Here is a 13,805-nt window from a genome sequence, read left to right as displayed (position 1 = left end):
TGCCGCCCGCCTTATACTCCCGGAGAAGCTTGTGTCACAGACTGAACTCACCCACGAATACTGGATGCGCCACGCGCTGACGCTCGCGCAGCGCGCCTGGGACGAGGGAGAAGTGCCGGTAGGCGCGGTGCTGGTACACAACAATCAGGTTATCGGCGAAGGCTGGAACCGCCCGATTGGCCGCCACGACCCGACCGCACACGCCGAGATCATGGCGCTGCGCCAGGGCGGGCTGGTGCTGCAAAATTATCGTCTGCTGGATACCACGCTGTATGTCACGCTTGAGCCATGCGTCATGTGCGCAGGCGCGATGGTGCACGGGCGTATCGGCACGCTGGTGTTCGGCGCGCGCGATGCCAAAACCGGCGCGGTCGGGTCGCTGATGGACATCACCGGGCATCCCGGCATGAACCATCAGGTGCAGGTTATCGAGGGGATACTGGCGACAGAGTGTTCGGCAATGCTGAGTGCGTTTTTCCGCCAGCGCCGGCTTGAGAAAAAGGCCCTAAAGGAAGCGACGAAAAGGGCGACGGGAACAGACCCTGCGGCGTAATATTCGTCGGGTAACTCTGCACAAGCTTAGGCTGCGCTGCCGCGGCGGCCTGCTTTTCCTTCTCCTTCTCCAGCAGATAACCGACCAGGCTTATTTGATATTTACGGATATTTTCCACATAGGCGTAAGCCTCATGCCCGCGCGCGTAGCCATAGGTGAGCTTGCTGTAATAGGGGCGCTGGCTTAACAGCGGCAGCCGCTGTTTTACATCCGACCAGCTATCCGGGTTGCCTTTCTGTTTTGCCGTCAGCGCGCGGGCGTCCAGCATATGCGCATAGCCCATGTTATACGCTGCCAGCGCAAACCAGATCCGCTCCTCTTCCGGTACGCTTTCCGGCACTTTGCTCATCATATCTTTCAGATAGCGCGCGCCGCCGCTGATGCTCTGCTCGGCATCAAGGCGATCGGTCAGCCCCAGGCTTTGCGCCGTATTGCGCGTCAGCATCATCAGACCGCGCACGCCGGTAGGCGAGGTAGCCTGGCTGTCCCAGTGGGATTCCTGATACGAGATAGCCGCCAGCAGTCGCCAGTCGATATCCGTCGCGTATTTCTCAAAGAGCGGCTGCAGCTCCGGCAGCACGCTGTCTACGGCGCGCAGGAAACTGCGGGTATCCACGTAATCGAAATCATTGCCGTGGCCCAGATACTTCTCTTCCAGGCGCGCCAGCGTGCCGTCTTCATTAATCTGATTGAAGAAATCGAGCAGCGCGGCCGAGAGCGAGTTATCGCTGCTGCGGCGGCTGAACCACGTTACCGGCTGCTCATCGCTGAGATCGAGCGCGACCGCAAGCTGCGGATGAACGCGCTGGAACAGGCCGATGGCGACCGAATCGGCGATGGTGTAATCCAGCGTGCCCTGAGCCACCTGCAGCATCAGCTCATTACTGCTGAGTTTCGGGTCGACGCGCCAGGTTAAATCCGGGTATTTGCTTGCTTTGAGTTGTTCCAGCTCGCTTTGCGCCACGTGGCCCGGCGCAATGGTCAGTTGCCCCTCTTTAATACTGGCGAGGCTTCGCGGACGCAGGCTGCCGACGCGGTAAACCATCTGCTGCGAGACGGAATAATAGATAGGGCCAGCCTGATAGTGCTGGCTGCGCGCTTCGTTATAGACCAGGCCTGCGGCGAGAAGATCGGCGTCGTTATTGTCGAGATCGTCAAAGAGCTGACTGATGTTCTGGCGCACGGTGATTTTAAGCTTCACGCCCAGATAGTCGGCGAAGGCCTGGCTTAGCTCGTAATCAAGCCCGGACATCGTGTCACCAGCGCGGTACATGGTCAGCGGCGTGGCGATGGTACTGACGCGCAAAACCCCCCGCGCCTGAATCGCGGCGATACGGTTATCGGCTTTGCCGGACCAGGGAATGGCCGGCCACAAGGCCACTGCCAGCAGCAGGGTAACGACGCCGATGAGCAGATAATTAAGCTTTAATTTTTTCAATTAGTTAATTCTCTGCGTTGCCTCGGGGCTCAGCGAACAATCGTTAGTAAACCGTTTCGTTTGAATGGCATGGAGCGGCATTTTGCGTAACAAAGCGCCACTTGGCAACTAATTAGAGGAATCGGCCACACCAAACGTTAACGCGACGGCGGGATTTTATTTCTACGCAAACGGTTTCGTCAGCGCGCCGGATTCTCTATAATGACGCCCGTTTTCCCCCTTGCGCCCACTGAGGTGCCCTCCGGCGCTTCGAAGACGAGAGATTAGATGATGGAAATTCTGCGTGGTTCGCCCGCTCTGTCGGCATTTCGTATTAACAAACTGCTGGCTCGTTTCAAAGACGCTCACCTCCCGGTGAAAACCCTTTATGCCGAGTATGTCCATTTTGCTGACCTCGCCGCACCGCTGAATGCCGAAGAGCACGCGCGCCTTGAGCGCCTGCTGAAATATGGGCCGAGCCTTACTGGCCACGCGCCGTCGGGCCGTCTGCTGCTGGTAACGCCGCGCCCTGGCACTATCTCTCCCTGGTCCTCCAAAGCGACAGACATCGCCCATAACTGCGGGCTCGCCCAGGTCAAACGCCTGGAGCGCGGCGTGGCGTATTACCTCAATGTGGATCCCACCGCGGGCGACGACGCCTGGCGCCAGATTGCGGCAGAGCTGCATGACCGCATGATGGAGAGCGTGTTCGGCGCGCTGGAAGACGCCGCGCAGCTATTCGCGCACCACGAACCTGCACCGGTACAGAGCGTGGATCTGCTGGGGCAGGGCCGTCAGGCGCTGGCGGACGCCAACGTGCGTCTGGGGCTGGCGCTGGCAGAAGATGAAATCGACTACCTGCATGACGCGTTCACCCGCCTGGGGCGCAACCCGAACGACATCGAACTCTACATGTTCGCGCAGGCCAACTCTGAGCACTGCCGTCACAAAATTTTTAACGCCGACTGGGTTATCGACGGCGAAAAACAGCCGAAGTCGCTGTTTAAAATGATTAAAAACACTTTCGAGAAGACCCCGAATTTCGTGCTCTCCGCGTATAAAGATAACGCGGCGGTTATGGAAGGCTCTTCCGTGGGCCGTTTCTATGCCGATCATGAAGCGGGCCGCTACGCGTTCCATCAGGAACCGGCGCATATTCTGATGAAAGTGGAAACGCACAACCACCCGACCGCCATTTCACCGTGGCCGGGTGCCGCGACAGGCTCCGGCGGCGAAATTCGTGACGAAGGCGCGACGGGCCGCGGTGCGAAGCCGAAAGCGGGTCTGGTGGGTTTTTCTGTTTCTAACCTGCGCATTCCGGGCTTTGAGCAGCCGTGGGAAGAAGATTTCGGCAAGCCGGATCGTATAGTTACCGCGCTCGATATCATGACCGAAGGCCCGCTTGGCGGCGCGGCGTTCAACAACGAATTTGGTCGTCCGGCGCTGAACGGCTATTTCCGTACCTATGAAGAGAAAGTGGCGAGCCACAACGGCGAAGAGCTGCGCGGCTACCATAAGCCGATCATGCTGGCAGGCGGCATCGGCAACATTCGCGCCGACCATGTGCAGAAAGGCGAAATTCCGCCCGGCGCGAAGCTGATTGTGCTCGGCGGCCCGGCGATGAATATCGGTCTTGGCGGCGGCGCGGCGTCCTCCATGGCGTCTGGCCAGTCCGACGCCGATCTCGATTTCGCCTCGGTACAGCGCGACAACCCGGAAATGGAGCGCCGCTGCCAGGAAGTGATCGACCGCTGCTGGCAGTTGGGCGAGGCCAACCCGATCCTCTTTATTCATGACGTTGGCGCGGGCGGCCTTTCCAATGCCATGCCGGAGCTGGTAAGCGACGGCGGGCGCGGCGGGCGTTTTGAACTGCGCGACATTTTAAGCGACGAGCCGGGCATGAGCCCGCTGGAAGTCTGGTGTAACGAATCCCAGGAGCGTTACGTGCTGGCCGTGGCGCCCGAACAGCTGGCGCTGTTTGACGAACTGTGCCGCCGCGAGCGCGCGCCGTACGCCGTGATTGGCGAGGCGACCGAAGCGCAGCACCTGACGCTTAACGACAGCCACTTCGACAACCAGCCGGTGGATATGCCGCTTGACGTTCTGCTCGGCAAAACCCCGAAAATGACCCGCGACGTTACGCGCTTACAGGCCGAGGGCCAGCCATTTGACCGTACGGGCATTACGCTTGCCGATGCGGTGAAGCGTGTGTTGCATCTGCCGACAGTCGCGGAGAAAACCTTCCTGGTGACCATTGGCGACCGCACCGTGACCGGCATGGTAGCGCGCGATCAGATGGTCGGCCCGTGGCAGGTGCCGGTGGCGAACTGCGCGGTCACGACCGCAAGCCTCGACAGCTACTACGGCGAAGCGATGGCGATGGGCGAGCGCGCGCCGGTGGCGCTGCTGGACTTCGCCGCCTCCGCCCGTCTGGCGGTAGGTGAGGCGCTCACTAACATTGCGGCGACCCAAATCGGCGATATCAAGCGCCTGAAACTTTCCGCCAACTGGATGGCGGCGGCGGGGCACCCTGGCGAAGACGCCGGTCTCTATGCTGCCGTTAAAGCGGTGGGCGAGGAGCTCTGCCCGCAGCTCGGCCTGACCATTCCGGTCGGTAAAGATTCGATGTCGATGAAAACCCGCTGGCAGCAGGATGGCGAACAGCGCGAGATGACCTCGCCGCTGTCGCTGGTGATCTCCGCTTTCGCCCGCGTGGAAGATGTGCGCCGCACCGTAACGCCGGAACTCACTACCGAAGATAACGCCCTGCTGTTAATCGATCTCGGCAACGGCCAGAACGCGCTGGGCGCGACGGCGCTGGCGCAGGTTTATCGTCAGCTCGGCGACAAGCCTGCCGACGTGCGCGACGCCGGTCAGCTGAAATGCTTCTACGACGCCATTCAGGCGCTGGTGGCGCAGCGTAAACTGCTGGCCTACCACGACCGCTCCGACGGCGGCCTGCTGGTGACGCTCGCGGAGATGGCGTTTGCGGGTCACTGCGGCATTGAAGCGGATATCGCCGCTCTCGGCGACGACGCGCTGGCGGCACTGTTTAATGAAGAGCTGGGCGCGGTGATTCAGATTGCCGCCGCCGAGCGCGAGCAGGTAGAGCGTGTACTGAAAGATCACGGTCTTGGCGAATGCACGCACTATCTCGGCAAGGCGGTCGCGGGCGATCGCTTCACGCTGACGGCGGGCGACAAGGTGGTGTACAGCGAAAGCCGCACCCAGCTTCGCATGTGGTGGGCGGAAACCACCTGGCAGATGCAGCGCCTGCGCGATAACCCGGAATGCGCGGATCAGGAACACCAGGCGAAAGCCAACGACAGCGATCCGGGCCTTAACGTGAAGCTGACGTTCGATATCAAAGAAGATATCGCCGCGCCGTTTATCGCCACCGGCGCGCGCCCGAAAGTCGCGGTACTGCGCGAGCAGGGCGTGAACTCTCATGTGGAGATGGCGGCCGCGTTCCACCGCGCGGGCTTTGACGCCATCGACGTGCATATGAGCGATCTGCTCGCCGGTCGTCGTGGCCTCGGCGATTTTCACACGCTCGTCGCCTGCGGCGGCTTCTCTTACGGCGACGTGCTGGGCGCGGGCGAGGGCTGGGCGAAGTCCATTCTCTTCAACGACCGCGTGCGTGACGAGTTCACCGAATTCTTCCACCGTCCGCAGACGCTGGCGCTCGGCGTCTGTAACGGCTGCCAGATGATGTCCAACCTGCGCGAGCTGATCCCGGGCAGCGAACTGTGGCCGCGCTTTGTGCGTAACCAGTCCGACCGCTTTGAAGCGCGCTTCAGCCTGGTGGAAGTGACGGCCAGCCCGTCGCTGCTGCTGGACGGCATGACCGGCTCCCATATGCCGATTGCGGTTTCCCACGGCGAAGGCCGCGTGGAAGTCCGCGACGACGCGCATCTGGCAGCACTTGAGAGCAAAGGGCTGGTGGCGCTGCGCTATATCGATAACTTCGGTGCGGTAACGGAAACCTATCCGGCGAACCCGAACGGTTCACCGAACGGCATTACCGCCGTGACCAGCGAAAGCGGGCGCGTCACTATCATGATGCCGCATCCGGAGCGCGTCTTCCGTACCGTGGCGAACTCCTGGCATCCGGCGAACTGGGGCGAGGACAGCCCGTGGATGCGCATTTTCCGCAACGCGCGTAAGCAGCTCGGTTAATCCTGCTCGTTTTATCCTGATAAAGGCCTCGCAAGAGGCCTTTTTTCTTTTAATCGCTTTTTCTTTGAGTGCGAATCCGGCAGGTGTCGGTAAATTGCGACAGCGGTATGATCGCGGTGTCGCTGATTTGCGACATTTAAATGATTGATTTATATAGTGCATAAAAAGCATCGGGGGAAGTGTTGGGATTTAGCGACACTCTGGCGAAAAATAACGCAAAACTTTGAAGCGTCTCATATAATTAAAACTATTACATAACAGCAACTTATGATTTATGTAGTAAACCTGGCACGGTTACTGCATAATAACACGCAGTGGCTCATTCACCTTCTTATGTCAGCCCCATTGCGAGCGCTACATAAACTTCGAATGACGCACTCAAAGGTGCCTGCCGTCCAACTGCTGATCATAGCGCTGCTATTTCAGAACCCGGGCGACACGTTGAGTAAGGCACCGCCTGATTCCATCACAAAGGCAGGGTTAATCCCCTGCCTTTGTTGTTTTTTGCGTTTGGCTTTGCTCCGGCGCGGCTGTCGGTTAGCATCAGGCTTTTGCAATCACTTCGGAATAACGCCGTGAAACGCTGGCCTGCTTTTCCCCGCTCGCTTCGCCAACTGGTAATGATGGCTTTCTTACTGGTGATGGTGCCGTTGCTGTTTCTCGCCTGGCAGGCCTGGCAGAGCCTGAATACGTTAAGCGCCCAGGCGGCGCAGTCCAACACGCTTACCCAGATGGATGCCCGGCGCAGCGAGGCGATGACCAATATCGCGCTCGAAATGGAGCGCAGCTACCGGCAGTACTGCGTGCTGGATGACGTCACGCTGGCGAAAGTCTATGAAAGCCAGCGTCAGCGCTATTCCCGAATGCTGGAGGCGCAGGCGAGCGTGCTGCCTGACGCGAGACTCTATAAAGCCCTGCGCCAGAGCCTGGTGGATCTGGCGCAACTGGAGTGTCATAACAGCGGCCCGAAGCCGGATGCTGCCGCGCGTCTGGAAGCCTTCGCGGATACCAACACCCGGCTGGTGCAGGCCACCCGCGCGGTGATCTACGCCCGCGGTCAACAGCTTCAGCAGGAAATCGCCTCGCGCGGGCGACTGTTTGGCTGGCAGGCGCTGGCGCTGTTTCTGGCAAGCCTCGCGCTGGTGCTGCTCTTCACGCGGATGATTATCGGCCCGGTAAAAGGCATTGAGCGGATGATCAACCGGCTGGGCGAGGGGAAATCGCTCGGCACTGCCATGATGTTTAAAGGCCCGCGCGAGCTGCGATCGGTAGGCCAGCGTATTATCTGGCTCAGCGAGCGTCTCGCCTGGCTTGAATCGCAGCGTCATCAATTCTTGCGTCATATCTCCCATGAATTAAAAACGCCGCTCGCCAGTATGCGCGAGGGCACCGAACTGCTTGCCGATCAGGTCGTCGGGCCGCTGACCGCGGAGCAGCGCGAGGTGGTGGAAATTCTCGATACCAGCAGCCGCAACCTGCAAACGCTCATTGAGCAACTCCTTGATTACAACCGTAAACTGGCGGGCGGCGCGGTGGAGCTTGAAAAAGTGGAGCTGGCACCGCTGGTGGAGATTGTCATCGCCTCACACAGTCTGCCAGCGCGGGCTAAAATGATGCATACCGAGGTGTCGCTTGCCGATGCGCCTTGCCTCGCGGAGCCGATGCTGCTGATGAGCGTGCTGGATAATCTCTACTCCAATGCGGTGCACTACGGGCGTGAATCCGGTACCATTTATCTGCGAAGCCGCCGCCTTGCCAGTACGTTATGTATTGAGGTGGCGAATACCGGCACGCCCATTCCTGAGGCGGAACGGCAAATGATTTTCGAGCCCTTTTATCAGGGAAGCCATCAACGTAAAGGGGCGGTGAAAGGCAGCGGCCTGGGCCTGAGCATTGCACAGGACTGCATCCGACGTATGCACGGCGAACTGCGTCTGGTTGAAGATGACACCGCCGACGTCTGTTTTCGTATCGAATTACCGCTCTTTGACCCGGAACGATTAAAAAAATGAATTCACGTCTGGTAAGCGCATGGCGCAGCCTGCGCTCGCGCGGCACACGGTTTTTCTCTCTTCGCACGCGGGCCTGTTCCGTGCTGTTGCCATGCCTTCTGGCCGGTTGCGTGCAAAGCCCGGTTTCCAGCCATATCAAACAAACGCACGACCCAAAACTGCCGGAACAGCAACTGGCGGATTTTCTCTTTACCGACTGTTCCGGCATCTGGCAGCTCTCCGGCACCAGTGTGGAAAACAACCCGCTGTTCTGGCTGCGCGGCATGGACTGCGCGGAACGCCTTTCGCCCGCCGAGGCGCGCGCGCAGGCGCGTCGTTTCCCGGACGACACCTGGCAGCATGCCTTCCGACGCGGCATTTTGCTGGCTAACGCCCGCATTACGCCTGCCGAACGCCGCAGCTATATCACCACGCTCAGCGCCACCTCCGGCGCGATTCCGGCGCACGTGCGCCCGCTCTATGAAACCTGGCGCGACGGCCAGGCGGCGCAGCTTGCGCTTTCGGAAGAGCGTGGCCGCTACAGCAAGCTTCAGGAAAGCACCGATAGCGAACTGGATGCCCTGCGCGAGCAGCAGCGGCACCTGCGCAGCGAGCTTGAGCTCACCACCCGCAAGCTGGAAAACCTGACCGATATTGAACGCCAGCTCTCCACGCGGAAAAGCGCGGGCGGCTATATTCAGGACAACAGCCACAGCCCGGATGCCGAGAAAGAGGGCGCCGCGCCGGCTGAGAAGGACACCGCACCCGCGCAGGAGGAGACCAAACCATGACGCAGCATAAACCCGCGCGCCTGTTGCTGGTGGATGACGATCCGGGCCTGCTGAAACTGCTGGGCCTGCGGCTCACCAGCGAAGGATTTACCGTTGAGACCGCTGAAAGCGGCCATGAAGGGCTGCGCATTTTGGCGCGTGAGAAGATCGATCTGGTGATTAGCGATCTGCGGATGGATGAAATGGACGGCATGCAGCTTTTCGCCGAGATCCAGAAGCTCCAGCCGGGCATGCCGGTGATCATTCTGACCGCGCATGGTTCGATCCCTGATGCGGTGGCGGCGACCCAGCAGGGTGTCTTCAGTTTTCTCACCAAACCGGTGGATAAAGACGCGCTGTATAAAGCTATCGATGATGCGCTGGCGCATGCCGCGCCCGCAGGCGACGAACAGTGGCGCGAGACGATTGTCACCCGAAGCCCCGTGATGCTGCGGCTGCTTGAGCAGGCGCACATGGTGGCGCAGTCGGATGTCAGCGTGCTGATTAACGGCCAGAGCGGCACCGGCAAAGAAATTCTGGCGCAGGCCATCCATAACGCCAGCCCGCGCGCTAAAAACGCGTTTATCGCCATTAACTGCGGCGCGCTGCCGGAACAGCTGCTGGAATCTGAGCTGTTCGGCCATGCGCGCGGCGCGTTTACCGGTGCGGTCAGCAGCCGTGAAGGGCTTTTTCAGGCGGCTGAAGGCGGCACGCTGTTTCTCGATGAAATCGGCGATATGCCGGTGCCGTTACAGGTGAAGCTGCTGCGCGTTTTGCAGGAGCGCAAAGTGCGTCCGCTCGGCAGCAACCGCGATATCGATATCAACGTGCGGATTATCTCCGCCACCCACCGCGATCTGCCGAAGGCGATGGCGCGCGGCGAGTTCCGCGAAGATCTCTTTTATCGCCTGAACGTGGTGAATTTAAAGATCCCGGCGTTGCAGGAGCGCGCGGAAGATATTCCGCTGCTCGCGAACCATCTGCTGCGTCAGGCCGCGGATCGCCATAAGCCGTTCGTGCGCAGTTTCTCTACCGATGCGATGAAGCGTCTGATGGCGGCGAGCTGGCCGGGCAACGTGCGCCAGCTGGTGAACGTGATTGAGCAGTGCGTGGCGCTGACCTCAGCGCCGGTCATTAGCGAGGCGCTGGTGGAGCAGGCGCTGGAGGGCGAGAACACCGTGCTGCCGACGTTTGTCGAGGCGCGCAATCAGTTTGAGCTCAACTATCTGCGCAAGCTGTTGCAAATCACCAAAGGCAATGTGACGCACGCCGCGCGGATGGCGGGGCGTAACCGTACCGAATTCTATAAATTACTGGCTCGCCACGAGCTTGAGGCGAATGATTTTAAAGAGTAGTTTTTGGTGCCCAAACCGCTGCAAGGTATGGTAATTTGAGCAACCGATTTCGCGAACTGAATCGCCGTGCAGGCGCTGGCAGGAATTAAGGATCCACCATGAAAAAGATTGATGCGATTATTAAACCTTTCAAACTCGATGACGTACGTGAAGCGCTGGCGGAAGTCGGGATCACCGGGATGACGGTGACCGAGGTGAAAGGGTTTGGTCGTCAGAAAGGCCATACCGAGCTGTATCGCGGCGCAGAGTATATGGTGGATTTCCTGCCGAAAGTGAAAATCGAGATCGTAGTGACCGACGATATCGTCGATACCTGCGTGGATACGATTATCCGTACCGCTCAGACCGGTAAAATCGGCGACGGCAAGATTTTCGTTTTCGACGTGGCGCGCGTGGTGCGTATCCGCACCGGCGAGGAAGACGACGCCGCGATTTAAGCGGGCGCGACGACAAAAAAAGCAGGCCAGTGGGCCTGCTTTTTTTATGCCCGACGCGCATGGGGCGCGCAGGTAAATGGTGGGTGCGCTGCGCTTACCCACCCTACAGGGGACGCTGGTGTTCGGCATGGTGGGTGCGCTGCGCTTACCCACCCTACAGGGGACGCTGGTGTTTGGCATGGTGGGTGCGCTGCGCTTACCCACCCTACGGGAGGTTGGGGTTGGACGTGGTGGGTGCGCTGCGCTGACCCACCCTACAGAATACGGTGTGATTTCGTAGGGCGGGTAAGCGAAGCGCACCCGCCGAACCGCCCCAAAAAAACGCCAGGCGCTTACAACACCTTATGCGGGCCGAAACATTCGTAATGAATGTTCTCTTTATTCACGCCCATGCTCACTAACTGCTCCGCGGCGAACTGCATAAATTTCACCGGGCCGCAGACATAAAACTGCATACCGGGCGTGGTCACGTGCGCCTCGCGATCGCGAAGCGCCATCAACCCTTCGCTGTTATAACGGCCCGCGCTGCGATCGGCGTCGGTCGGCACGCGGTACCAGACGTGGCTGGTAAAACGGGGGAGCGTCGCGCCGAATTGCGCCACTTCATCGGTAAACGCATGCACATCGCCGCTTTCCGCCGCGTGATACCAGTTCACCTGCGCCGGATGCTGCGCGCTTGCCAGCGTATCGAGCATCGCCAGCATCGGCGTCTGACCCACACCCGCCGAGATAAGCGTCACCGGCGTCTGCGGCTCGACATCCATAAAGAAATCGCCCGCAGGCGCGGCAAGGCGAATCACATCGCCCGGCTGCGCATGTTGATGCAGCCAGTTCGACACCTGGCCTTCGCCTTCGCGTTTCACCGCGATGCGGTAGCTTTTGCCGTTCGGCTTGCGGGTGAGCGAATACTGGCGAATCTCCTGATGCGCAAACCCCTGCGGCTTGATCCAGACGGCGGTGTACTGGCCGGGCAGGTAATCGGCGACCGGGCCGCCATCCACCGGCTCCAGCTCAAAGCTTGTGACAATGGCGCTCTGCGGCGTTTTATTCACGATGCGGAATTCACGCGTACCTTCCCAGCCGCCGGTTTTCTGCGCGTTGCTCTGGTAAATCTCGGCTTCACGGTTAATAAACACGCCCGCCAGCACGCCATACGCTTTGCCCCAGGCGTCCAGCACTTCCTGGCCTGGGCTGAACATCTCGTCGAGCGTCGCCAGCAGGTGCTCGCCCACGATGTTGTACTGCGCCGGTTTGATATTAAAGCTGGTGTGCTTCTGGGCGATTTTCTCCACCGCTGGCAGCAGGGCCGCGAGGTTTTCGATATTAGTGGCGTAGGCGCAGATGGCATTGAACAGCGCTTCACGCTGATCGCCATTGCGCTGGTTGCTCATGTTGAAAATCTCTTTTAGCTCCGGATTGTGCGTAAACATCCGGTCATAAAAATGCGCGGTGAGTTTCGGGCCCGTCTGCGCCAGCAGCGGGATGGTGGATTTCACGACGGCGATGGTTTGACTATCCAGCATGGTTGCTTCCTTCCGTTTTTCTATAAAATGTATTTTAAATGCATCTTATAAAAAATACCTGCACGCTGTAAATGGTTTTATCAAGCCTTGGGAAAACACCACGGCGTATGAAAAAACGACAGGTTGAAAATGAAAATAAGTCGCGTAAACGGCACGTTTGCTTAATCGTTCAAACCCTTGCGCCACGCCATGCCAAACGTTTGCGTAAAAACCTCTGTCAAGCCCTATCTTCACGCTGCCAATCGGTTTACACTGTTGGCCGTCGCCCAAAAGGGCCCCTAATTGCAGTACATTTTATTGTCAGCTGAGTCAGGAGATGCGGATGTTAAAGCGTGAAATGAACATTGCCGATTATGATGCCGAACTGTGGCAGGCTATGGAGCAGGAAAAAGTACGTCAGGAAGAGCACATCGAACTGATCGCCTCCGAAAACTACACCAGCCCGCGCGTGATGCAGGCGCAGGGCTCTCAGCTGACCAACAAATATGCCGAAGGCTATCCGGGCAAGCGCTACTACGGCGGCTGCGAATATGTGGATATCGTTGAGCAACTGGCGATTGACCGCGCGAAAGAACTTTTCGGCGCTGACTACGCCAACGTGCAGCCGCACTCCGGCTCCCAGGCCAACTTCGCGGTTTACACCGCGCTGCTGCAACCGGGCGATACCGTTCTTGGTATGAACCTTGCGCAGGGTGGTCACCTGACTCACGGCTCCCCGGTTAACTTCTCCGGTAAGCTCTACAACATCATTCCTTACGGTATCGATGAGTCCGGCAAAATCGATTACGAGGATATGGCGAAGCAGGCGAAAGAGCACAAACCGAAAATGATCATCGGTGGTTTCTCCGCGTACTCCGGCATCGTTGACTGGGCAAAAATGCGTGAAATCGCTGACAGCATCGGCGCATACCTGTTCGTCGATATGGCGCACGTGGCGGGCCTGATTGCCGCAGGCGTCTACCCGAACCCGGTTCCGCACGCGCACGTCGTCACCACCACCACCCACAAAACGCTCGCTGGCCCGCGCGGCGGTCTGATCCTCGCCAAAGGCGGCAGCGAAGAGCTGTACAAAAAACTGAACTCTGCCGTGTTCCCGAGCGCGCAGGGCGGCCCGCTGATGCACGTTATCGCGGCGAAAGCGGTCGCGCTGAAAGAAGCGATGGAGCCGGAGTTCAAAACCTACCAGCAGCAGGTGGCCAAAAACGCCAAAGCGATGGTGGAAGTGTTCCTGAACCGCGGCTACAAAGTGGTTTCCGGCGGTACGGAAAACCACCTGTTCCTGTTGGATCTGGTCGATAAAAACCTGACCGGTAAAGAAGCGGACGCCGCACTTGGCCGCGCCAACATCACCGTTAACAAAAACAGCGTGCCGAACGATCCGAAGAGCCCGTTCGTCACCTCCGGCATCCGTATCGGTTCTCCGGCGGTCACGCGTCGCGGCTTCAAAGAAGCGGAAGTGAAAGAGCTGGCAGGCTGGATGTGCGACATCCTGGACAACATCAATGACGAAGCGGTTATCGAGCGCGTCAAAGGTAAAGTGCTGGATATCTGCGCACGCTTCCCGGTTTACGCGTAAGCGT

The 13,805-nt window shown here is 59.2% G+C and carries 8 protein-coding genes and 1 pseudogene; 7 read left to right on the top strand and 2 right to left on the bottom strand.

Annotation, left to right across the window (positions count from 1 at the left end; genetic code table 11):
* Nucleotides 1–64 precede the first annotated feature (64 nt).
* Nucleotides 65–466 (top strand): annotated as a pseudogene (tadA, locus tag G9X48_RS19280) (tRNA adenosine(34) deaminase TadA); the annotation flags it as partial.
* Here tadA and mltF read toward each other — a convergent pair.
* The gene (mltF, locus tag G9X48_RS19275) at nt 426–1,991 is read right to left on the bottom strand and encodes a membrane-bound lytic murein transglycosylase MltF (RefSeq protein WP_234451473.1); all 1,566 of its coding nucleotides are present in this window, start codon (nt 1,989–1,991) and stop codon (nt 426–428) included. The pseudogene tadA and the gene mltF sit on opposite strands and share 41 nt — an antisense overlap.
* A gap of 267 nt (nt 1,992–2,258) precedes the next feature.
* Between mltF and purL the strand changes: the two genes are divergently transcribed.
* The 5 genes from purL (at nt 2,259) to glnB (ending at nt 10,702) form a co-directional block, all read left to right on the top strand.
* Nucleotides 2,259–6,149 carry a phosphoribosylformylglycinamidine synthase gene (gene purL, locus G9X48_RS19270; RefSeq protein WP_097641687.1) on the top strand — a complete coding sequence of 1,297 codons (3,891 nt, stop codon included), beginning with the start codon at nt 2,259–2,261 and terminating at the stop codon, nt 6,147–6,149.
* 575 nt (nt 6,150–6,724) lie between these two features.
* Nucleotides 6,725–8,161, top strand: a complete 1,437-nt coding sequence (locus G9X48_RS19265) for a HAMP domain-containing sensor histidine kinase (RefSeq protein ID WP_007870066.1) — start codon at nt 6,725–6,727, stop codon at nt 8,159–8,161.
* On the top strand, nt 8,158–8,931 hold the full coding sequence (qseG, locus tag G9X48_RS19260) for a two-component system QseEF-associated lipoprotein QseG (RefSeq protein WP_097641688.1): 774 nt from the start codon (nt 8,158–8,160) through the stop codon (nt 8,929–8,931). The genes G9X48_RS19265 and qseG overlap by 4 nt, the downstream gene beginning before the upstream one ends.
* Complete coding sequence (gene glrR / locus G9X48_RS19255) at nt 8,928–10,265, top strand: two-component system response regulator GlrR (protein WP_007851747.1); 1,338 nt, start codon at nt 8,928–8,930, stop codon at nt 10,263–10,265. The genes qseG and glrR overlap by 4 nt, the downstream gene beginning before the upstream one ends.
* Nucleotides 10,266–10,363: 98 nt before the next feature.
* Nucleotides 10,364–10,702 carry a nitrogen regulatory protein P-II gene (gene glnB / locus G9X48_RS19250; protein ID WP_002438074.1) on the top strand — a complete coding sequence of 113 codons (339 nt, stop codon included), beginning with the start codon at nt 10,364–10,366 and terminating at the stop codon, nt 10,700–10,702.
* Between the two features lie 332 nt (nt 10,703–11,034).
* Here the strand turns inward: glnB and hmpA are convergent, their stop codons facing one another.
* Nucleotides 11,035–12,225 carry an NO-inducible flavohemoprotein gene (gene hmpA, locus G9X48_RS19245; protein WP_097641690.1) on the bottom strand — a complete coding sequence of 397 codons (1,191 nt, stop codon included), beginning with the start codon at nt 12,223–12,225 and terminating at the stop codon, nt 11,035–11,037.
* 322 nt (nt 12,226–12,547) lie between these two features.
* Here hmpA and glyA point away from each other — a divergent pair, with 322 nt between their 5' ends.
* Nucleotides 12,548–13,801 carry a serine hydroxymethyltransferase gene (gene glyA / locus G9X48_RS19240; protein ID WP_007897240.1) on the top strand — a complete coding sequence of 418 codons (1,254 nt, stop codon included), beginning with the start codon at nt 12,548–12,550 and terminating at the stop codon, nt 13,799–13,801.
* Nucleotides 13,802–13,805: the final 4 nt, after the last annotated feature.

Source organism: Cronobacter sp. HA18006 (assembly GCF_011605445.1).
Classification (GTDB): domain Bacteria; phylum Pseudomonadota; class Gammaproteobacteria; order Enterobacterales; family Enterobacteriaceae; genus Cronobacter; species Cronobacter sakazakii.
The sequence above is the reverse complement of the archived record's forward strand: the minus strand, read 5'-3'. Positions and strand labels throughout refer to the sequence as shown.

Excerpts from the sequence above, each read along its gene's own strand:
- glyA (WP_007897240.1), top strand. The coding sequence starts at position 12,548 with ATGTTAAAGCGTGAAATGAACATTGCCGATTATGATGCCGAACTGTGG.
- purL (WP_097641687.1), top strand. The coding sequence starts at position 2,259 with ATGATGGAAATTCTGCGTGGTTCGCCCGCTCTGTCGGCATTTCGTATT.
- glrR (WP_007851747.1), top strand. The coding sequence starts at position 8,928 with ATGACGCAGCATAAACCCGCGCGCCTGTTGCTGGTGGATGACGATCCG.
- qseG (WP_097641688.1), top strand. The coding sequence starts at position 8,158 with ATGAATTCACGTCTGGTAAGCGCATGGCGCAGCCTGCGCTCGCGCGGC.
- glnB (WP_002438074.1), top strand. The coding sequence starts at position 10,364 with ATGAAAAAGATTGATGCGATTATTAAACCTTTCAAACTCGATGACGTA.
- hmpA (WP_097641690.1), bottom strand. The coding sequence starts at position 12,225 with ATGCTGGATAGTCAAACCATCGCCGTCGTGAAATCCACCATCCCGCTG.